19 protein-coding genes are annotated in these 20,310 nt (G+C 50.0%); 10 read left to right on the top strand and 9 right to left on the bottom strand.

Annotation, left to right across the window (positions count from 1 at the left end; genetic code table 11):
- Positions 1-115 precede the first annotated feature (115 nt).
- A complete protein-coding gene (ycaC, locus tag JTI85_RS09915; RefSeq protein ID WP_005120379.1) occupies positions 116-742 on the top strand; it encodes an isochorismate family cysteine hydrolase YcaC in 627 nt (208 codons plus the stop codon).
- A 70-nt stretch (positions 743-812) separates the two neighbouring features.
- Here ycaC and zinT read toward each other — a convergent pair whose 3' ends face one another.
- The 6 genes from zinT to JTI85_RS09885 form a co-directional block, all read right to left on the bottom strand.
- The gene (gene zinT / locus JTI85_RS09910; protein ID WP_167469988.1) at positions 813-1,457 is read right to left on the bottom strand and encodes a metal-binding protein ZinT; all 645 of its coding nucleotides are present in this window, start codon (positions 1,455-1,457) and stop codon (positions 813-815) included.
- A 95-nt stretch (positions 1,458-1,552) separates the two neighbouring features.
- Positions 1,553-2,143, bottom strand: a complete 591-nt coding sequence (locus JTI85_RS09905; RefSeq protein ID WP_048211938.1) for an ATP-binding cassette domain-containing protein — start codon at positions 2,141-2,143, stop codon at positions 1,553-1,555.
- Positions 2,127-2,921 (bottom strand): ATP-binding cassette domain-containing protein, encoded by a 795-nt coding sequence (locus JTI85_RS09900; protein WP_115643515.1) that lies wholly within the window; start codon positions 2,919-2,921, stop codon positions 2,127-2,129. Before JTI85_RS09900 ends, JTI85_RS09905 begins: the two co-directional genes overlap by 17 nt.
- Positions 2,915-3,727 carry an ABC transporter permease gene (locus JTI85_RS09895; RefSeq protein WP_219352520.1) on the bottom strand — a complete coding sequence of 271 codons (813 nt, stop codon included), beginning with the start codon at positions 3,725-3,727 and terminating at the stop codon, positions 2,915-2,917. The genes JTI85_RS09900 and JTI85_RS09895 overlap by 7 nt, the downstream gene beginning before the upstream one ends.
- Positions 3,717-4,691 carry an ABC transporter permease gene (locus JTI85_RS09890; RefSeq protein ID WP_061068819.1) on the bottom strand — a complete coding sequence of 325 codons (975 nt, stop codon included), beginning with the start codon at positions 4,689-4,691 and terminating at the stop codon, positions 3,717-3,719. Before JTI85_RS09890 ends, JTI85_RS09895 begins: the two co-directional genes overlap by 11 nt.
- Positions 4,691-6,277, bottom strand: a complete 1,587-nt coding sequence (locus tag JTI85_RS09885; RefSeq protein WP_048211941.1) for an ABC transporter substrate-binding protein — start codon at positions 6,275-6,277, stop codon at positions 4,691-4,693. Before JTI85_RS09885 ends, JTI85_RS09890 begins: the two co-directional genes overlap by 1 nt.
- 432 nt (positions 6,278-6,709) lie before the next feature.
- Here JTI85_RS09885 and JTI85_RS09880 point away from each other — a divergent pair, with 432 nt between their 5' ends.
- Positions 6,710-8,797: a TonB-dependent receptor gene (locus JTI85_RS09880; RefSeq protein WP_219352518.1), complete on the top strand. Its 2,088-nt coding sequence runs from the start codon at positions 6,710-6,712 to the stop codon at positions 8,795-8,797.
- A 102-nt stretch (positions 8,798-8,899) separates the two neighbouring features.
- On the top strand, positions 8,900-9,142 hold the full coding sequence (locus JTI85_RS09875) for a helix-hairpin-helix domain-containing protein (RefSeq protein WP_048211943.1): 243 nt from the start codon (positions 8,900-8,902) through the stop codon (positions 9,140-9,142).
- 37 nt (positions 9,143-9,179) lie between these two features.
- On the opposite strand, the gene JTI85_RS09870 is transcribed toward JTI85_RS09875, so the two are convergent.
- The 3 genes from JTI85_RS09870 to icd all read right to left on the bottom strand — a co-directional run bounded on the left by JTI85_RS09870 (position 9,180) and on the right by icd (position 13,489).
- A complete protein-coding gene (locus tag JTI85_RS09870) occupies positions 9,180-11,108 on the bottom strand; it encodes a bifunctional diguanylate cyclase/phosphodiesterase (protein ID WP_048211944.1) in 1,929 nt (642 codons plus the stop codon).
- A gap of 17 nt (positions 11,109-11,125) precedes the next feature.
- Positions 11,126-11,620 (bottom strand): molybdopterin-dependent oxidoreductase, encoded by a 495-nt coding sequence (locus tag JTI85_RS09865; RefSeq protein ID WP_115602172.1) that lies wholly within the window; start codon positions 11,618-11,620, stop codon positions 11,126-11,128.
- A gap of 618 nt (positions 11,621-12,238) precedes the next feature.
- Positions 12,239-13,489 (bottom strand): NADP-dependent isocitrate dehydrogenase, encoded by a 1,251-nt coding sequence (gene icd / locus JTI85_RS09860; protein ID WP_003030769.1) that lies wholly within the window; start codon positions 13,487-13,489, stop codon positions 12,239-12,241.
- A 202-nt stretch (positions 13,490-13,691) separates the two neighbouring features.
- On the opposite strand from icd, the gene rluE reads away from it, so the two are divergent.
- The 7 genes from rluE to phoQ all read left to right on the top strand — a co-directional run bounded on the left by rluE (position 13,692) and on the right by phoQ (position 20,298).
- On the top strand, positions 13,692-14,315 hold the full coding sequence (gene rluE, locus JTI85_RS09855) for a 23S rRNA pseudouridine(2457) synthase RluE (RefSeq protein ID WP_200036747.1): 624 nt from the start codon (positions 13,692-13,694) through the stop codon (positions 14,313-14,315).
- 13 nt (positions 14,316-14,328) lie between these two features.
- Positions 14,329-14,790 carry an NUDIX hydrolase gene (locus JTI85_RS09850; protein ID WP_116360193.1) on the top strand — a complete coding sequence of 154 codons (462 nt, stop codon included), beginning with the start codon at positions 14,329-14,331 and terminating at the stop codon, positions 14,788-14,790.
- A 53-nt stretch (positions 14,791-14,843) separates the two neighbouring features.
- Positions 14,844-15,950 (top strand): tRNA 2-thiouridine(34) synthase MnmA, encoded by a 1,107-nt coding sequence (gene mnmA / locus JTI85_RS09845; protein ID WP_048212599.1) that lies wholly within the window; start codon positions 14,844-14,846, stop codon positions 15,948-15,950.
- A gap of 34 nt (positions 15,951-15,984) precedes the next feature.
- Positions 15,985-16,626, top strand: a complete 642-nt coding sequence (gene hflD / locus JTI85_RS09840) for a high frequency lysogenization protein HflD (protein WP_016153409.1) — start codon at positions 15,985-15,987, stop codon at positions 16,624-16,626.
- A gap of 3 nt (positions 16,627-16,629) precedes the next feature.
- Entirely contained in the window at positions 16,630-18,000 is a 1,371-nt protein-coding gene (gene purB, locus JTI85_RS09835) for an adenylosuccinate lyase (protein ID WP_005120992.1), read from the top strand.
- Positions 18,001-18,163: 163 nt separating this feature from the next.
- The gene (phoP, locus tag JTI85_RS09830) at positions 18,164-18,835 is read left to right on the top strand and encodes a two-component system response regulator PhoP (RefSeq protein ID WP_219352575.1); all 672 of its coding nucleotides are present in this window, start codon (positions 18,164-18,166) and stop codon (positions 18,833-18,835) included.
- A complete protein-coding gene (gene phoQ, locus JTI85_RS09825) occupies positions 18,835-20,298 on the top strand; it encodes a two-component system sensor histidine kinase PhoQ (RefSeq protein WP_048211949.1) in 1,464 nt (487 codons plus the stop codon). Before phoP ends, phoQ begins: the two co-directional genes overlap by 1 nt.
- The last annotated feature ends 12 nt before the right edge of the window (positions 20,299-20,310 follow it).

Raw genomic sequence — 20,310 nt, 5'->3', positions numbered from 1 at the left:
CAGATTTGCAACGATGAAACCCACTTTTGCGCCTACCCAATGCCCCGTTTAGCCACTAATGTTTATCAGTAGATTCAGCCCGCAAGGCCCCCTCTCATCACATGGAGAAAGAAAAATGACTATTGCTTATAAACGCCTTGATAAAGATCAGGCTGCCGTACTACTGGTCGATCACCAAACGGGTTTACTTTCGCTGGTCCGTGACATCGATCCAGACAAGTTTAAAAACAACGTTCTGGCATTAGGCGATCTGGCGAAATATTTCAAACTCCCGACGATTCTGACCACCAGCTTTGAAACGGGTCCTAACGGTCCATTGGTTCCTGAGCTGAAAGAACTGTTCCCGGATGCCCCTTACATCGCACGTCCTGGCCAGATTAATGCCTGGGATAACGAAGATTTTGTTAACGCGATCAAAGCGACAGGCAAAAAGCAGCTAATTATTGCCGGGGTGGTGACCGAAGTCTGCGTCGCATTCCCTGCGCTTTCTGCCATTGAAGCCGGTTTCGACGTGTTTGTGGTCACTGATGCATCCGGTACGTTTAATCCGCTGACCCGTGATTCCGCATGGAATCGTATGTCGTCTGCCGGCGTACAATTAATGACGTGGTTCGGTCTGGCCTGCGAATTACACCGTGACTGGCGCAACGATATTGAAGGGCTGGGAACGTTGTTCTCCAACCATATTCCTGACTATCGCAACCTGATGACCAGCTACAACACGCTGACATCCGGGAAATAATGTTCCTGTCAGTGTAATACACAAAAACCCGCCAACATCGGCGGGTTTTTGTGAACAGTTTCAGTCGGGATTAATGGTGCAGCATTTCATCCACCACCTCTTCTCCCTTGAGCTGATAAGGGTAATAGGTTGGCCAGTTATCCATCTCTTCAAGCAAGGCAGCCTGCGAGGTATTACCCATAAAGATATGGAAGTGGCTCGATTTACGTGGCGCAATAATGTGATCGCTGAATTGCACGTATTTCGGCGCGTCGCTGCCAGCGTCTTTACACTCGAACAGATAACGCACACCTTTCTTGCCTGACGTATAGTTCAAAATTTTATATCCGGCATAATCATACTTACACGATGCCACCTTTTTACCGGTATGAAACTCCATTACGCCGTTTTCAATACCAATAGTGTCAACATCGGTCGCGTAGCCCTTACGGTAATAGGCTTTAACCTGCTCTGCCGTTTTGCTCTTGTCTTTCTCCGCTTTCTGTTTGAATACCGGATCCAGTTCGCCACTCACCAGATACGGATAGACAGACTGCCACATGCCATCCCAGTCGGCTAGCGTACGGTTCTGCACATTTTTGTCATCAAAAACGCCTTCTGCCGCCTTTTGTTCTATTTCGGTCATTGGTGCACCATGGGAATGGTGACCATGCGCCAGTACCTGGCTACTAACAAAAAGCATCCCCAGAACGACTGCCAATTTTTCCAAATGCATAGCCAAAATTTCACCCTCAAATCATTTGCGAGTGGAATGTTATAATATAACATATCAATTAAATCAATAGGCCAGCTGCAAGCCCTTGTTTCATTTCACGCTACAATGAGCTTGCTGGAACAAAGCTGATCAAGCAATGCCTGTTGATGGCTGATAATCAGCATAGCCAATGGCCGACGCTGACATTCTTCAAGCAGCAGCGCCCAGATATCCCTTTGAATGGAAGGATCGAGCTGGGCGGTAATTTCATCGGCAATCAGAAAACGCGTACGCGGGTCGAGCGCCCGCAGTATGGCAATTCGCGCCAGCTCACCGCCCGAAAGTTGTCCGGGACGACGCGTTAGCCACTCCGGCTTAATATGCAGTCGGGCAAGCGTTTCTGCATCTGGCCGCCATGCATCATGAACCGCATCACCGGTACTCCGTCTGGGGTTAAAGGTTAATTCCGGATGCTGCGGTACAAGCTGCACCGGGCAATATTGATGGCGCGGCAACGGTTGGTCATCAACCAGAACGTCGCCGGACGTCGGCTTTTGCCACCCCGCAAGCACACGTCCCAGCGTTGTTTTTCCGGTTCCACTGGGTGCGCAAATCCCAATGCGCTCCCCTGGTGACAACGAGAACGAGAGATTTTGCCACAGTATTTTACCTCCCTGACGAATGAACACATCACGACAGCACAGCATACCGCTCTCCAAAAAGTTGATTTCTTTCGGGCAGCGCTCGCCATTGCCGTTTTAGATGTTCACTAATTTCACCGCGTAAAAGCTGTTCCCGGCTGACATTATCCGACACCGTTCCTTGATGCAGCGCGACAATGCGATCTGCGTGACGTGCAGCCAGAGTGAGATCATGTGTCACCCATAAAACGCCCGCGCCCCGCTCACACAGGCCGCGTAGCTGTTCCAGCAGTTGATTTGCCAGAGGCGCATCAAGCCAGGCGGTAATCTCATCAGCAAGAATATAACGAGCCTGGCTGAGTGCGGCATGACACGCCAGAATGCGTTTGGCCATTCCTCCCGAAAGCTGACGCGGGAAAGCCTCTAACACGGTGGTTTCCAGATGATGACGTTCGAGCAAGTGTTCAATTTGCCCTGCATTCCACGCCTGACCGGAAAGCTGGCTGGCTCTTCGTAAATGCTTTTCAATAGACAGCAGCGGATTCAGCGCCTGCACACCTTGCGGAACATAACTAAACGTACTGCCACGGCATGCCCTGATGTCATTGTTATCCAGCATTTTCCCATTAAGGGTGATATTGCCATGAAAGCGCAAATTTTCCGGCAACAGATCGAGTAAGCATTGCAGCAGCAAGCTCTTACCCTCACCACTGCCCCCCACTAACGCCACCATCTGGCCCGGCGCAACATCAAAAGAGACATCCTGCAGCAACGAGGACCATTTTTTTGCGCCGTACCAGCGATAACGCGCCACTTCCAGCGAAATCTGCCGCAAACTCAACATGCATCACCTCTCAACCATAAACGATGTACCGCCCGGGCAAATTGATCAAATAGCATCACAAGGAGAAATAGCATCAGCCCTGGAAACAGCACCAGCCACCAGTCGCCATGACTGATAAACCGCAGCGCATCTGCCAGCAACAGTCCCAGCGAAGGTTCGTGGGGTGCCAGCCCGAAGCCAAGGAAACTTAACGCTGCACTGTGCAATACCGCATGAGGGAACATCAGCAACGTTCCCGTTAACCACTGGGGCAATAGCGTAGGTAAATAGTGATGCCGCCAGCAGTAAAAGTGGCCATGCCCCAGTCGCCAGGTGAGTGTCAGGTAATCACTGTGGGCAACGCGTTCCGCTTCAGCACGTAAAATCAATGCCAGCCGCGGCCAGTGTGTGAGCGCAACCGCCATAATCACCCCGCTTTTCCCGCCGCCCAAGGTAAAACAGATCAAAATCAGCAGCAGAAGGTGCGGCATGGACAACATCGCATCGGTGATCAGACGCATGACGACATCCAGGCGTGGGTGCAGACGGGAAATCGCCGCCATCAGTAACGCAATGAATCCGCTGCACAGCGCCGCGCCAATACCGATTTGCAGGCTGGTTAGCGCCCCCTGAAAGCAACGAACCCACAGGTCGCGCCCCAGATTGTCGGTACCAAACCAGTACAGCGCATCAGGCGGAAGATGACGCACAAGAAGATTCACGTTCAACGGATTATCCAGCATAGCTGCGCCATATACTGCAATAAATAACAGGCCGCTCACGGATAGCAGAAAACGAACAAGCGTCGGCGTCGGGTTATAGAGCATCAGGTCGCTCCAGCGCGCGATTCAGAACATGGACAAACCAGGCAGAGAGAGAGTTACCAATAAACACCAGCACGGTACTGAACAAGACAATCCCCATCAGTAACGGCAGGTCACCGCGTAATCCGGCATCGATGGTAGCCTGCCCCAGCCCCGGATAGGCAAAAACTTTCTCAGCCAGCAACGCACCGCCCAACAGTTCGCCCAACGAGGCAAACTGTAGACATAGCGCTGGCGTGATGGCGTGTCGCAGAACCTGGTGACGCAACAGCGACCACCCCTTGTCACCCTGCGAACGCGCAAAACGAACAAATTCGCTTTTCATCACGCTGGCGATACTTTCCCGCGTGTGCAACGTAATTTGCCCCAGCCCCAGCAGGCTAAGTGCGCAAACAGGGAGAACCAAATGGCGCAGACGTTCAGTCAGCGTTGCCATATCGCTGTTATTTCCCGGTTCCCACGCACAACAGACCGGGAACAGCGGCCAGCGTACCGCAAATACTGCCAACAGCAGCATGCCAATCCAAAAGGTCGGTAAGGAAGAAAGCAGATAGCTAAGTCGGCAGATGGCTTTATCCGGCCAACGGTTCAGGTAGCGGCCGGCAACAAACCCCATTGTCGTTCCCAATAAACCGGAAACCAGCCACGCACCGCTCAGCAGCGCAAACGAGGTCGCAAACCGCTCCTTAATCACGCTGGCAACAGGGGCATTAAACAACATCGAGTAACCAAGGTCGCCCTGTAGCACGCGTAAGAACCAGTGGAAAAAACGCTCCCACAGGGGTTGATCCAGGCCCCAACGAGCAGCAATACGTGCATATTGCTCCGGCGGAACATGCAGCAAATCGTTGCCAATATAGGCCCGGATTGGATCGACCGGCGAAAAGCTGAGCAAGATGAAAGTGCCAGCCGCGACCAGCACTAACAACACTATCAGCCGTAATACATGGCCTAAAACAGACTTCATCAACGGCAGGTCCAGGTCCATTCGTCCAGATTATTGAGCAGTGACCAGCTACCGTGAATTTCCGGTGCACCTTTGCCCAGATCGATGCACGGATTCGCCAGATAGGTGTGCTGAATATTCAGCAGCCATGCCCATGCGGCATCCCCTTGTACGCCTGCGCCTTGTTTACCATCCCACTCAACCTGTTGCCAGAAAGGCAACGCTTTTTGCCAGTCTGGTGCATCAATGGCCTGCTTGAGATGTTGCTCGACCACCGGATTGCTGTAGTAGCCCGGGTTGTAATACTCCACACCCGCCGCCTGCCCGCTGTAGTGATGGAAAAGCTCCATCGGATCCAGGCTCCCCCAGCCGAACAACGTAGGATTAGCATGCATATGACGTTCAACGGTTTCCCAGCTACCCGACTGCAGCGAAATCTGAATACCCACTGGCTCCAGCATCGCACGTACGGCCTCGGCTAAATCCCGGCGCGTACTGTCGCCGCTGGCGTACCACAACGTCAGACGCGCCTCTTTACCGTCTTTCACCCGTACGCCGTCTTTGCCCACTTTCCAGCCGGCCTGATCCAGAATCGTCCGGGCTTTTTCAGCGTCGCCATCTTTGAATGCCACCGAAGTCCCCTGCCATGGCAACCCCTGAACCGCGCTATACGCGGGGATCGCATGCCCCTCCATAACCTGCCCGGCAAGCTGCTTACGGTCAATGGCGTAATTGATCGCACGCCTGATAGCAATATCGGCTGTAATATCGTTCCCAACCGGATAACCATTAGCATCTTTCTTCCCAGCCGGAACCATTGGGAAAACAATACCGCGGTTTTCTACACTGTCGCGAACCCACAGTTTTAAATTCTGCTGTGCGGGCGCCACCGCCATCGACGGCGCAATACGTACCAGTCCCAGTTGGCCACTACGCGCTGCGGCGTATGCGTTATCCTCATCGAGGAATACAAACACAAGCCGGTTGAAATCATTCTTCTTACCGGCATACCACGGGTTTGCTTCCACGATCAGTTGCTGCCCAGGTTGAAAGCTCACCAGGCGGTAAGGACCTGCGCCAATCGGATTTTTGGCAAATGTTTTTTCGTCATACTGTTTTGCCGGAACAATGCCTAACGAACCGAGCACGTTCACAAAAGTGCTCTGCGGATGGCTAAGCGTAATTTCTGCCGTGCGGTTGTCTATCACGCGGGCATGGGTGAAATTCCCCATGTCAATTTTCCCACCACTTTTTGCGGCTTTGTTATAGGTGAAGACCACATCTTCAGCCGTTAGCGGCGAACCATCAGAGAATTTGAGATCGGGCTTAAGCGTCAGCGTCCAGGTTTTGCCGTCGGCACTGGTCACCACTTTTTCCGTCAGCAGGTTTCCCCAGCTCATATCCGCATTTTGCTTTAACACAGGTGCATGCAACAACAGATAGCTGCCATGACTCCAGCCCAACATTGGGTCAAATCCCTCCGTCGGCTCGGGCCCAATGGCCAGTTTTAACGTCTGGCCTTCGTCTGCATTTTGCGCAGCGAGGAGTGGTGAGGTTAATGCGAGAGTCAGTGCGCACGTCAGCAGTGCCAGCTTGCCTTTAATCATTCTCTTATCCAGATTTACGTTATTTTTATCGCGTTTAACGAACAATTTACGTTAGACGGTCTCCTGGGGAAGGGATTATGGCGGACAGTAATGTCGAAAAAAATGATGCAGCGCAGAAAAGTATGACGATTTTTAAAAAACATCATACGACTTTCTAATACCCGGTACTTTCACCTCTCACTTCGCTGAAGTGCCTAAGCAAAATCACCGTATTTACTCGCCTTTATATTAAATAAGAAGCAATAGTTGCAGGAAAAACTATTCACCAGCTTCGGTTTTTACCCACCTCAAATTCATGACAGTTTATGTATATTTATTAAAGAAAGACACAGTAAGTGACAAGTTATGTAAATATATAATGATAATTATTTGTATTATCATTTTCATCAATTATCTTACTGCCTTTGAATTTTTAACAAAGGAAGTTTGACTATGCGTTTAAAACCTGTTGCCTCTGTCGTTCTGTCCTGTATAGGGTTTACCAGCCCCTTTGTCTTCGCTGAAGACGTGATGGTAGTAACCGCTTCTGGTTACGAAAAAAAGATCACCAATGCGGCTGCCAGCGTTTCCGTTATTTCACTGCAAGAGTTACAAACCAATAAATATAACGATTTAGGCGAAGCTCTGCGTTCTGTGGAAGGTGTGGATGTCGAAAGTAGCACGGGTAAAACCGGCGGTCTGGAAATTAGCATCCGTGGTATGCCCGCCAGCTATACCCTGCTCTTGATTGACGGTATCCGTCAAAATGGTAGCAGCGACGTGACACCGAACGGCTTTTCAGCCATGAACACCAGCTTTATGCCTCCACTGGCGGCAATCGACCATATTGAAGTGATCCGCGGTCCGATGTCGACGTTATACGGTTCCGATGCCATTGGCGGCGTCGTCAATATCATCACCAAAAAGAGCACCGATAAATGGAGCACGTCCATTAATACCGGCGTTAACCTGCAAGAAAGTAATAAATGGGGTAACAGCACTGTCGCCAATTTCTGGTCAAGCGGCCCATTGATCGCCGGTGTACTGGATATGCAAGTTCGCGGCAGCACCACGCAGCGTCAAGGCTCCAGTGTCACTTCGCTGAGCGATACCTCTTCCACCCGCGTGCCGTATCCTACGGAATCTGAGAATTACAATATCGGCACTCGCCTGGACTGGAAAACCAGTGACAGCAATACGTTGTGGCTGGATCTCGATTCCGCCAGACAACGCTACGATAACGATGATGGACAGCTTGGCAATCTGACCGGCGGATATGATAAGACGCTGCGTTATGAGCGTAACAAAGTGACGCTCGGCCACGATACCGCATTAACATTTGGTACCTGGAAATCCTCTGTAGGCTGGAATGAAACCGAGAACAAAGGCCGCCAGTTGGTCTCCTCGGCACTGACACCAGAGAACGCGAGCCGGGCCGGCGACGCACGTGAACTGAAGAACACCAACGTTATTTTGGATTCCATGCTGCTGACGCCGTTAGGTGACTCGCACCTGTTGACTCTCGGGGGAGAATACTGGGATGCCCGCATGAAGGATGGTGTCGTGCTGGCCAATACCGGCGAGACATTCCACCAGAAAACATGGTCGGCCTATGCTGAAGATGAATGGCATATCCTCGATTCTCTGGCCTTAACCGTGGGGACTCGCTATGAACATAATGACGTCTTTGGTGGGCACCTCAGCCCACGTGCCTATATGGTCTGGGACGTATCCGATGAGTGGACCCTCAAAGGCGGCGTCACAACGGGTTATAAAGCGCCATCACTCAGCCAACTTCATAATGGCATCAGTGGCGTAACGGCACAGGGGACGGTCAATACCGTCGGGAACCCGAACCTTAAACCTGAAGAAAGTACCAGTTACGAAACCGGGCTTTACTATGAGAATGACGCTGGGCTGAACGCCAACGTCACGGGTTTCTATACTGAATACAAAAATAAAATCGTTTCGTATTCTATCGATGATAATACCAACAGCTACACCAACAGCGGTAAAGCAAGAACCGATGGTATCGAGTTTGCCAGTACATTCCCGCTATGGTCGGACTCGCTGAGTTTATCTCTCAACTACACCTATACCCAGAGCAAGCAAAAAGATGGCGAGAATAAAGGCGCGCCACTGAGTTATACCCCGAAACACATGGCGAACGCCCGTCTGAACTGGCAGGCAACGGAAGATATGAACGCCTGGCTGAGCGCTCGCTACCGCGGTAAGGCTCCACGCTATACGGAGAATTACGACAACCTCAGCGCCGTCCAAAAGGCGGTGTATGACGACAAAGGTGCAAATTTAAAAGCCTGGACCGTTCTGGACATGGGGATGTCTTATAAACTGACCAAAGAACTGACGCTGAATACGGCGGTGAACAACGTGCTGGATAAAGACTTTAGTGACGTCACGCTGTATCAGGTTGGCCGCAATAGTACTTATGCAGGCGACTACTATCAGACGGCACAATCCACGACCGGATACGTCAACCCGGGCCGTAACTACTGGGTATCCTTAAACTACCAGTTCTAGTTTTGCTTACCTCTGTTGGCCAGGCTATAACTGATAGCCTGGCCGCTATCAGCATGTATTCGTAAGCGGATTGTCAGTATTGCGCATACGTAAGGAGAGACAATGCCCTTTTCAACCACTGAGCGTCAGGCACTTCTGTCATTAAAAGGCGTTGGCCCCAAAGTCATCGAGCGGCTTGAGCAACTTGGTTTCCACTCGCTTGCCGATCTTAAAAACTCTACTGTCGACGATATTACCCAGCAAGCGGCGTCAATGGTCGGCTCGACATGCTGGAAAAACAGTCCGCAAGCGAAAGCGGCAATTGCCAACGTCTTAGCGCTGGCAAGTACGTTGTCGTTACGCTGATTTAGCATATCGCCAGGGCACGAGGAACGGGCGTTATTTAACCGTTTCTGATTTTCCCATTGATACCCGGCTGCGGTTTACCAAACAGATACCCTTGCGCGAAATCGCAGCCCAAAGCCTGAAGGCTCGCCAGCTGTTCCTCTGTTTCGACACCTTCTGCAACAGCTTTCATATTCAGCGATTTCGCCATACCAGTAATAAGCCTGATGATATTAAGGGCGTCTTCCTGCGTAGATATCGAATGCACAAAGGACTTGTCTATTTTGATTTTATCGAAAGCAAGCCGACTCAGTCGCGAAAGAGAAGAGTATCCGGTACCAAAATCATCGATGGAGATTTTTACCCCCAGAGCTCTGAGCTTGTTAAGCGTATTCATCGGCGTATTGCTCTCCGTAAAGAGAGAGGATTCCGTCACTTCCAGCTCGAGACGGTCTGCCGGAAGTCCGGTTTCTTTCAGAATGGACAGCACGATTCCGGCAAAGGCCTTGCTGCTTAGCTGGACAGGTGAAACATTGACTGAAATTTTAACCGGTACGGTCCAGGACGCTGCTTCCCTGCATGCAATTTCAAGCACAGATTTTCCCATCTCGTTAATCATTCCTGTTTTTTCTGCAACAGGAATAAAACTATCCGGCGACAGAAGCCCTTTTAGAGGATGTATCCAACGAATAAGGGCTTCATAGCTGTAAATTTCCTGGCTGAAAGAATCGACAATAGGCTGATAATAAACCACGAATTCTTTATTCACTATGGCCATTGCCATATCATGCTCAAGAGTTCTGCTTTCTTGCAGCTTTTCTAACATCCGCTGTCGGAAGACTTTTATTTTACCCGAGCCTTCATTTTTCGCTTCATAAAGCGCCAGATCGGCAAATTTATAAAGATAGTCGGAACGGCGTTCAGTTTCAGAGATAACAATACCAACACAAGTGGTTATATTTATAATTGCGTTATAAATAGTGTAGGGTTGGTTGATAAAATCACATATTTTTTGGGCTCGGGAAACAGCATGACTCTCTGTCAGACCGCTCGAAAGAAAAGCAAACTCATCGCCGCCTAAACGATATAGCGTGTCGGAACCCTGGCTCATAGAAATCAAACGATGGGATATCTGACGTAATAACATATCACCGGCATCATGGCCATACGTATCATTTACCTCTTTGAATCGATCTAAATCGAACAACATCACCGTCACAGAGTCATTGTTTTTTTCTGCCATCTCGATGGTTTTATTTAAATCCCCCCAGAACAACTGGCGATTGTTCATCTCGGTGAGAGAGTCGTGATAGACGTCATACTCCAGTTTTGCATTCTGGATCTGCAGTTTTTCTTTAGATTCCTGAAGTTCCTCAGCAAGGCACTTAACCTGGAGATGTGCTCTCAAAATGTTTCTGTTCTGAAAAAAAATCAGAACCCCCAGTATCGCACTCAATATTATAAGCAATACTGAAATAGCTGAATAAATATAATACAGGGTTTGAATATTAATATTTGTATTATTAATCGAGCTAACATCTTTATCTAACGCACCGGATGAAAGACGGGCTAGCGGTGCATCAAGCGCATGCATTTCTTTCAGGTATGCCTTGAGTTCTGAACGATTCATTTTCTCAAGATGAACATCCAGATAATTAAGCATTTTTTCAAGCTGTATAGCCAGTTCATAATGCGCTTGATTGCTCTCTATATAATGCCCTAAATCACCTTCCTTTATTAAATCGCTCTGGCTGAGCATAATATCGAGACGCAGGCGCACAGCATCGAGCGTCATCGTATCATCACTAATGTAGAGACCAAGCCACGATTCAAATCGGTAATATTCTGATACCATTTGAACAGCAGACCATGAGTCGGTGTAGTGAGTCAGTTTCTGTAGTTCTTGTTGTCTTTCGTGCACAAGAAAAGATATATATCCGGTAGATATAAAAAGGAAGAATATAATGCCAGCCAGTATTCTGTTCATGATGGTCCTCTGAACCCCTACTCAATTTTCATTGAGCTGACCTGCCATGCTGACCTTGAATAAAAAATCTGATTATTCAGTTCAGGAATGCTGTCATAGGGATACACGATGAATAGTGGGCCTTTATCACGGATGCGCATATATTCTCCGTTGATTTTTAGAGCAAGAATAACATTATATTTTTTGAAATCACTGAGTGGGATAACGGTGGTGTAGTCATTGAGCGCAGTGACTTTAACAACAGAACCTTTTGCCCCGACATAATCCATGAGCTTTTGCAGTGAGATACCCGTAAAGGTAGTGCGTCCATTATACCAGGGTGAGGAGGTCTGGAAACTTACCGTGCCCAGATTCTCGAGACTGGCGATATCAAAAATGGCTTTCCCGTCTTCATTGGTATTTTCTATATTACCGGACACTGTTAAAAGGACTTTACCGACAGGTTTGGAAAGTTCACCGGCCCAGGCCTGGGTAGTGACGACAAAGCTTAACAACATGACAATTAACCGCATTCTAACCTCACCAATCTATCGAATGTAAGAGAATTATAATTTAGTTATTATGCTATTTACACATGCTGCCCAGCGATTATTGATACTGTAAGCCTCCCCATCTTTTAGCCCATTAAAATCAAAGAGTTAATCTAAATTTATTTTTTGACATTGCTTAAAAAAGGCCATTGCTGTTATTTGCGACACAGTAAATTTCGCTACCACCGTACAAAAAATAAGCTGCCTGTTTAAGTGGTAAAAATAAACACACATAAATATAAAGGTCTATTTTTTCAGGCAACAGCAGGATATTGTTTTTCCGGCAGAGGGTTTCACGCCTCTCATCGAATGAGTGCTGTGCAATGAATCACCAGAACCTGGTTTTGCAGCTCATCTATAAAAAATATGATTGCTTGTCGGGTCGAGATATCCTGGCAAGAACCGCGTCATTGAGCTTACAGACCAGACGTAAATATCAATTTGTGTTCGCCAACACTAATCACAAATACCATGAGGGTAAAAAATACAAATCTGGCGTAGAGCCCCGGCAGGTTTAAAGCGGTTTTAATCGCCACCGAATTCCATTGAAAAAAAACGGGAACCWCYCGGYTCCCGTTCTCAYACAACCCASAATSTGGATTACATGTTTTCGATGATCGCGTCACCAAACTCTGAACATTTCAGCAGCTTAGCGCCGTCCATCAGACGTTCGAARTCRTARGTKACGGTTTTCGCGTTAATCGCGCCTTCCATACCTTTAACAATCAGGTCAGCCGCTTCGACCCAACCCATGTGGCGCAGCATCATTTCTGCAGACAGGATGATGGAACCTGGGTTCACTTTATCCTGGCCTGCGTACTTCGGTGCAGTACCGTGGGTTGCTTCAAACAGCGCACATTCGTCACCAATGTTGGCACCCGGTGCGATACCAATACCACCAACCTGTGCTGCCAGCGCATCGGAGATGTAGTCACCGTTCAGGTTCATACACGCGATAACATCGTACTCAGCGGGACGCAGCAGGATCTGTTGCAGGAACGCATCGGCGATAACGTCCTTAACCACGATCTCTTTACCAGTTTTCGGGTTCTTGATTTTAACCCACGGACCGCCATCAATCAGTTCACCACCGAACTCTTCACGCGCCAACTGGTAACCCCAGTCTTTGAACGCGCCTTCGGTGAATTTCATAATGTTACCTTTATGAACCAGGGTAACAGAATCACGATCGTTAGCGATGGCGTACTCAATCGCTGCACGAACCAGACGCTTGGTCCCTTCTTCGGAACACGGCTTGATACCGATACCGCAATGTTCCGGGAAGCGGATTTTCTTCACGCCCATCTCTTCGCGCAGGAATTTAATCACTTTCTCAGCATCAGCGGAGTCAGCTTTCCACTCAATCCCCGCATAGATATCTTCTGAGTTTTCACGGAAGATGACCATGTCGGTCAGTTCTGGGTGTTTAACCGGGCTAGGTGTACCCTGGTAATAACGCACCGGACGCAGGCAGACATACAGGTCAAGTTCCTGACGCAGGGCAACGTTCAGAGAGCGAATACCGCCGCCAACTGGAGTGGTCAGTGGGCCTTTGATGGCAACACGATATTCACGAATAAGATCAAGGGTTTCAGCAGGCAGCCAGACGTCCTGGCCATAAACCTGAGTGGATTTCTCACCGGTGTAGATTTCCATCCAGGAGATTTTACGCTCGCCTTTATAGGCTTTCTCGACAGCAGCATCGACAACTTTGATCATCGGTGGGGTTACATCAACGCCGATACCGTCGCCTTCAATGAACGGGATAATCGGATTTTCAGGAACGTTGAGTTTGCCGTTTTGCAGGGTGATCTTCTTACCTTCCGCCGGAACAACTACTTTGCTTTCCATTCACCTCTCCTTCGAGCGCTTCTGGTTCTGCTCGTCTGTCATCGCGCTGCATGTGCGTTTGCGTCCTGCTGCACGAATGCGTTAGAGCAATTTTTTGTTAATGTTTTGTAATGAGCATGTCAATACTACCCTAATGTTTGCCGCCATGAAAGACACTCGTTCTTAGGCTATAATGCGGCAATTGATATAATCTGAAAATACCATGCGAAAAACTTCTTTTAGAAATCACCGGGTTGAGCGATTCAGCTCACGACAAGTCACCAGGCAGCGTAAAGAAAACCAGCCAAAACGCGTGGTTTTGTTCAATAAACCCTACGATGTTTTGCCGCAATTTACGGACGAGGCAGGCAGAAGCACGTTAAAAGATTTTATTCCCGTGCCGGGAATCTATGCTGCGGGCCGACTCGACCGGGACAGTGAAGGGCTTTTGGTGCTGACCAATGACGGTGCACTGCAGGCCCGTTTAACACAACCCGGAAAGCGCACCGGGAAAATTTATTACGTCCAGGTTGAAGGTGAGCCGACGACAGAAGCGCTGAATGCGCTGCGTACCGGGGTAACGCTCAATGACGGTCCCACGCTGCCAGCAGGTATTGAAGTGGTAGAAGAGCCTGCATGGCTGTGGCCGAGAAACCCGCCCATTCGGGAGCGGAAAAATATCCCCACCACCTGGCTGAAAGTGATCTTATATGAAGGCCGCAACCGCCAGGTTCGCCGCATGACAGCCCACGTTGGATTCCCGACGCTGCGTCTCATTCGCTACGCCATGGGGGATTACACACTGGATAATCTCGCCAATGGTCAATGGCGGGATGTAACTAACTGAATAAGGAACAGGTATGTTCAAACCGCACGTCACGGTCGCCTGCATTGTGCATGCAGAAGATAAGTTTTTGGTCGTTGAGGAAACAATCAATGGCAAAGCCTTGTGGAATCAACCAGCAGGACATCTGGAAGCGGATGAGACGTTAGTGCAGGCCGCCGCGCGCGAGCTCTGGGAAGAGACAGGTATCCACGCACAGCCACAGCATTTCATTCGAATGCATCAATGGATTGCGCCGGATAAAACGCCCTTTTTACGTTTTCTGTTTTCTATCGAGCTTGCCAATATGTGCGCTACCGAACCTCATGACAGCGATATAGATTGCTGTCACTGGGTCAGCGCAGAAGAGGTTCTCTGCGCGTCAAACCTGCGCTCACCGCTGGTTGCGGAGAGCATTCGCTGCTACCAGAGCGGACAACGCTACCCGCTGGCGATGATCGGTGAATTTAACTGGCCGTTTACAGAGGGTGTCAAGTAAGGGGCTGCGTGCTAGAATATGCCGCCTTGAAGTTCAATGTCGTGAGTATTCCTATGTCTGAAAGCCCAAAAAAAGTGATCGTCGGCATGTCCGGCGGTGTCGATTCCTCCGTTTCTGCCTGGCTGTTGCAACAACAGGGTTATCAGGTAGAAGGCCTGTTCATGAAGAACTGGGAAGAGGACGATGGCGAGGAATATTGCACAGCAGCCGCCGACCTTGCGGATGCTCAGGCTGTCTGTGACAAACTCGGCATTGAGCTGCATACCGTCAACTTTGCCGCAGAATATTGGGACAACGTCTTTGAACTGTTCCTTGAAGAGTACAAAGCGGGCCGTACGCCGAACCCGGATATTCTGTGCAACAAAGAAATTAAATTTAAAGCCTTCCTCGAATTTGCCGCTGAAGATTTAGGTGCCGATTACATCGCCACCGGTCACTACGTGCGTCGCGCGGATGTCGACGGTAAAAGTCGACTGCTGCGTGGGCTTGATGGCAATAAAGACCAAAGCTATTTCCTCTATACCCTCGGCCATGAGCAAATTGCGCAAAGCCTGTTCCCGGTTGGCGAACTGGAAAAACCGCAGGTACGTAAAATTGCCGAAGATCTGGGTCTGGTTACTGCGAAGAAAAAAGACTCCACCGGCATCTGCTTCATCGGTGAACGTAAGTTCCGTGAGTTCCTCGGTCGTTACCTGCCGGCACAACCCGGCAAGATCATTACCGTTGACGGTGAAGAAATTGGCCAGCATCAGGGGCTGATGTATCACACCCTGGGGCAGCGTAAAGGTCTGGGTATTGGCGGAACAAAAGAAGGTACCGAAGATCCATGGTATGTGGTGGATAAAGACGTTGAGAACAACATTCTGGTTGTCGCTCAGGGTCATGAACACCCGCGCCTGATGTCCGTTGGCCTGATTGCACAGCAATTACATTGGGTCGACCGTCAACCGTTCACCGGCACCATGCGCTGCACGGTGAAAACCCGCTATCGTCAGACCGACATTCCGTGCACCGTTAAGGCACTGGATGCCGAGCGTATTGAAGTCATTTTCGATGAACCCGTCGCGGCGGTAACGCCGGGTCAGTCGGCGGTCTTTTACAATGGCGAAGTGTGCCTCGGCGGCGGCATTATCGAACAACGATTGCCTCTGCCGGTATAATTATTTACACATTTGATACAAGGAAGCAGTGAACGTGGCAAAGAATTATTATGACATCACCCTCGCCCTGGCAGGTATTTGCCAGTCGGCACGCCTGGTGCAAGAACTGGCGCACCAGGGGCATTGTGATGCCGATGCATTACACGTTTCACTGAACAGCGTCATTGACATGAATCCCAGCTCTACGCTGGGCGTGTTTGGCGGCAGCGAGGCCAACCTGCGTCTCGGTCTGGAAACGATGCTCGGCGTGCTCAACGCCAGCAGCCGTCAGGGGCTGAACGCGGAACTTACCCGCTATACATTAAGCCTGATGGTACTGGAGCGTAAGCTTTCAGCCGCCAAAGGCGCCATGGACACGCTGGGAGACCGTATCAACGGCTTGCAGCGCCAACTGGACCATTTTGATTTGCAGTCAGAAACACTGATGAGTGCGATGGCCGGCATTTATGTTGACGTCATCAGCCCACTCGGCCCGCGTATTCAGGTCACCGGCTCCCCGGCTATCCTGCAGAGCCCACAGGTTCAGGCCAAAGTACGCGCTTCATTGCTGGCTGGCATTCGCGCTGCCGTGCTCTGGCATCAGGTAGGTGGCGGCCGTCTGCAACTCATGTTTTCTCGTAATCGCCTGACGACTCAGGCAAAACAAATTCTTGCTCATTTAACCCCGGAGTTGTGATCTATGGAATTATCCTCACTGACCGCCGTTTCCCCTGTCGATGGACGCTACGGCGATAAAGTCAGCGCGCTGCGCGGGATTTTCAGCGAATACGGTTTGCTGAAATTCCGTGTACAGGTTGAAGTACGCTGGCTGCAAAAACTGGCCGCGCACGCAGCGATCAAGGAAGTTCCTGCTTTTGCTGCCGACGCAATCGGTTACCTTGATGCGATCGTCGCTAACTTCAATGAAGAAGATGCTGCGCGTATCAAAACCATCGAGCGTACGACCAACCATGACGTGAAGGCAGTTGAGTATTTCCTGAAAGAAAAAGTGGCGGATATCCCGGAACTGCACGCTGTTTCCGAGTTTATCCACTTCGCATGCACCTCAGAAGACATCAACAACCTGTCTCACGCGCTGATGCTGAAAACGGCGCGCGACGAAGTAGTCCTGCCGTACTGGCGCCAACTGATTGATGGCATCACCGCACTTTCTGTTGAATATCGCGATATTCCCCTGCTCTCCCGTACTCACGGTCAACCTGCCACCCCGTCAACGATGGGCAAAGAGATGGCAAACGTGGCGTACCGCATGGAACGTCAGTATCGCCAGCTCAACCAGGTTGAAATCCTCGGTAAAATCAACGGTGCTGTAGGTAACTATAACGCCCACATCGCCGCTTACCCGGAAGTTGACTGGCATCAGTTTAGCGAAGAGTTCGTCACCTCGCTGGGCATCCAGTGGAATCCCTACACCACGCAGATTGAGCCGCACGACTACATTGCTGAGCTGTTTGATTGCATCGCCCGTTTTAATACCATTCTGATCGATTTCGATCGCGACGTCTGGGGTTACATTGCGTTGGGTCACTTCAAGCAGAAAACTGTTGCCGGTGAAATTGGTTCTTCCACCATGCCGCACAAAGTGAACCCTATCGATTTCGAAAACTCTGAGGGTAACCTGGGCCTGTCTAACGCGGTTCTGCAACACCTGGCGAGCAAACTGCCGGTTTCCCGCTGGCAGCGCGACCTGACCGATTCAACCGTTCTGCGTAACCTGGGCGTGGGCATTGGCTATGCGCTGATCGCCTATCAGTCCACGCTGAAGGGTGTGAGCAAACTGGAAGTGAACCGCGATCATCTGCTGGATGAACTGGATCATAACTGGGAAGTTCTGGCAGAGCCGATCCAGACCGTGATGCGTCGCTATGGCATTGAAAAACCGTACGAGAAGCTGAAAGAACTGACTCGCGGCAAACGCGTTGACGCTGAAGGCATGAAGCAGTTTATCGATGGTCTGGCGCTGCCGGAAGACGAGAAAACCCGCCTGAAAGCCATGACGCCGGCCAATTACATTGGTCGCGCCATCACCATGGTTGATGAACTGAAGTAATCTGCACTCCGCCAGATGCTGAACAGAAGCCGGATAAGCGTAAGCGATTCCGGCTTTTTATCGCCGCATTAACATCCCTTCCCCCGGTTTATTAAATGTTTATCCCCAATGCCACATAATCAGCGTTAAACTATTCGTACCATGAATTTAGGGAGAAACAATGATGCGCGTGCTGGTTGTTGAGGATAATGCATTATTACGCCACCACCTTAAGGTTCAGCTACAGGATTTAGGCCACCAGGTGGATGATGCAGAAGATGCAAAGGAAGCAGACTATTTTCTTAATGAACACTTGCCGGATATTGCGATCGTCGATTTAGGACTCCCCGATGAAGACGGACTGTCACTGATCCGCCGCTGGCGCAGTAATGACGTTTCATTGCCCATTCTGGTATTAACCGCCCGTGAAGGCTGGCAGGACAAAGTGGAAGTGCTCAGTGCCGGTGCAGATGATTACGTCACAAAACCGTTTCACATTGAAGAAGTGGTTGCAAGAATGCAGGCATTGATGCGCCGCAATAGTGGTCTGGCCTCGCAGATAATCTCGCTTCCGCCATTTCAGGTGGACCTTTCTCGCCGCGAACTGTCCGTGAACGATGAAGTGATCAAACTCACGGCGTTCGAATACACCATTATGGAGACGCTGATTCGTAATAGCGGCAAAGTCGTTAGTAAAGATTCGCTTATGTTACAGCTCTACCCGGATGCTGAACTGCGTGAAAGTCACACCATTGATGTCTTAATGGGACGTCTGCGCAAGAAAATTCAGGCGCAATATCCGGACGATGTGATCACCACGGTACGTGGGCAAGGTTATCTTTTTGAACTGGGCTGATGAATAAATTACTGCGTCATTTTTTCCCGTTATCACTGCGGCTGCGCTTTTTGCTGGCAACCGCAGGCGTTGTACTGGTCCTCTCGCTGGCTTACGGCATGGTGGCTTTGGTTGGCTATAGCGTCAGCTTTGATAAAACAACATTTCGTCTGCTACGTGGCGAAAGTAATCTGTTCTATACCCTGGCGAAATGGGAAAACGGCAAAATCAATGTCGAGCTACCTGAAAATCTCGATATGCAAAGCCCTACAATGTCGCTGATTTATAATGAAAACGGTAAGCTGCTCTGGGCCCAACGCGACGTACCCTGGCTGGTACAACGTATTCAACCAGACTGGCTAAAGACAAATGGTTTTCATGAGATTGAAGCCAATGTCGACGCCACCAGCACATTGCTACGCGAGGATCATTCGGCGCAACAGAAGCTAAGAGAAGTCAGAGAAGATGACGATAATGCAGAAATGACCCACTCCGTGGCAGTGAACATCTACCCTGCCACCGCCAGAATGCCACAACTGACCATTGTGGTTGTTGATACCATTCCTATTGAGCTCAAACGCTCATATATGGTCTGGAGCTGGTTTATTTATGTGCTGGTTGCCAATTTACTGTTGGTTATCCCGTTGCTGTGGGTTGCAGCCTGGTGGAGCCTGCGACCTATCGAATCACTGGCGCGCGAAGTCCGTGAGCTTGAAGAGCATCATCGCGAGATGCTTAATCCTGCCACCACGCGTGAACTCACCAGTCTGGTGCGTAACCTCAACCGCTTATTAAAGAGCGAACGTGAGCGCTACGATAAATACCGTACCACGTTAACCGACCTCACCCACAGCCTGAAAACACCGTTGGCCGTATTGCAAAGCACGCTACGCTCGATGCGTAATGAGAAAATGAGCGTGAGCGATGCTGAACCCGTCATGCTGGAGCAAATTAGCCGTATTTCACAGCAAATTGGCTATTATCTGCATCGTGCCAGCATGCGCGGCAGTAGCGCCCTTCTCAGCCGGGAATTGCATCCGGTTGCACCGTTGCTGGATAAACTGACCTCTGCATTAAACAAGGTGTACCAGCGTAAAGGGGTTAACATTAATCTCGACATTTCGCCTGAGACAAGCTTTGTGGGTGAACAGAACGATTTCGTCGAAGTGCTGGGCAACGTCCTGGATAACGCCTGTAAATATTGCCTGGAATTTGTCGAGATCTCAGCGCAATTAACGGAAGACCATCTGCACATTGTGGTAGAAGATGACGGCCCCGGTATTCCACACAGTAAACGTGAAGTGGTGTTCGACCGTGGTCAGCGCGTGGATACCTTACGCCCCGGGCAAGGCGTGGGTTTGGCTGTCGCACGTGAGATCACCGAGCAATATGACGGGCAGATTATCGCTGGCGACAGTCTGCTGGGCGGAGCGCGCATGGAAGTTATTTTCGGCCGCCAACATCCGGGACAAAAAGACGAGTAATCTTTACATGTA

The sequence above is a fragment of the Citrobacter sp. Colony219 genome (assembly GCF_019382635.1).
Taxonomy (GTDB): Bacteria; Pseudomonadota; Gammaproteobacteria; order Enterobacterales; family Enterobacteriaceae; genus Citrobacter; species Citrobacter youngae.
The sequence above is the reverse complement of the archived record's forward strand: the minus strand, read 5'-3'. Positions and strand labels throughout refer to the sequence as shown.

What these genes read in the sequence shown, in the direction of transcription:
- ycaC (WP_005120379.1), top strand. Translation starts at nt 116, where the DNA reads ATGACTATTGCTTATAAACGCCTTGATAAAGATCAGGCTGCCGTACTA.
- zinT (WP_167469988.1), bottom strand. Translation starts at nt 1,457, where the DNA reads ATGCATTTGGAAAAATTGGCAGTCGTTCTGGGGATGCTTTTTGTTAGT.
- JTI85_RS09905 (WP_048211938.1), bottom strand. Translation starts at nt 2,143, where the DNA reads ATGCTGTGCTGTCGTGATGTGTTCATTCGTCAGGGAGGTAAAATACTG.
- JTI85_RS09900 (WP_115643515.1), bottom strand. Translation starts at nt 2,921, where the DNA reads ATGTTGAGTTTGCGGCAGATTTCGCTGGAAGTGGCGCGTTATCGCTGG.
- JTI85_RS09895 (WP_219352520.1), bottom strand. Translation starts at nt 3,727, where the DNA reads ATGCTCTATAACCCGACGCCGACGCTTGTTCGTTTTCTGCTATCCGTG.
- JTI85_RS09890 (WP_061068819.1), bottom strand. Translation starts at nt 4,691, where the DNA reads ATGAAGTCTGTTTTAGGCCATGTATTACGGCTGATAGTGTTGTTAGTG.
- JTI85_RS09885 (WP_048211941.1), bottom strand. Translation starts at nt 6,277, where the DNA reads ATGATTAAAGGCAAGCTGGCACTGCTGACGTGCGCACTGACTCTCGCA.
- JTI85_RS09880 (WP_219352518.1), top strand. Translation starts at nt 6,710, where the DNA reads ATGCGTTTAAAACCTGTTGCCTCTGTCGTTCTGTCCTGTATAGGGTTT.
- JTI85_RS09875 (WP_048211943.1), top strand. Translation starts at nt 8,900, where the DNA reads ATGCCCTTTTCAACCACTGAGCGTCAGGCACTTCTGTCATTAAAAGGC.
- JTI85_RS09870 (WP_048211944.1), bottom strand. Translation starts at nt 11,108, where the DNA reads ATGAACAGAATACTGGCTGGCATTATATTCTTCCTTTTTATATCTACC.
- JTI85_RS09865 (WP_115602172.1), bottom strand. Translation starts at nt 11,620, where the DNA reads ATGCGGTTAATTGTCATGTTGTTAAGCTTTGTCGTCACTACCCAGGCC.
- rluE (WP_200036747.1), top strand. Translation starts at nt 13,692, where the DNA reads ATGCGAAAAACTTCTTTTAGAAATCACCGGGTTGAGCGATTCAGCTCA.
- JTI85_RS09850 (WP_116360193.1), top strand. Translation starts at nt 14,329, where the DNA reads ATGTTCAAACCGCACGTCACGGTCGCCTGCATTGTGCATGCAGAAGAT.
- mnmA (WP_048212599.1), top strand. Translation starts at nt 14,844, where the DNA reads ATGTCTGAAAGCCCAAAAAAAGTGATCGTCGGCATGTCCGGCGGTGTC.
- purB (WP_005120992.1), top strand. Translation starts at nt 16,630, where the DNA reads ATGGAATTATCCTCACTGACCGCCGTTTCCCCTGTCGATGGACGCTAC.
- phoP (WP_219352575.1), top strand. Translation starts at nt 18,164, where the DNA reads ATGCGCGTGCTGGTTGTTGAGGATAATGCATTATTACGCCACCACCTT.
- phoQ (WP_048211949.1), top strand. Translation starts at nt 18,835, where the DNA reads ATGAATAAATTACTGCGTCATTTTTTCCCGTTATCACTGCGGCTGCGC.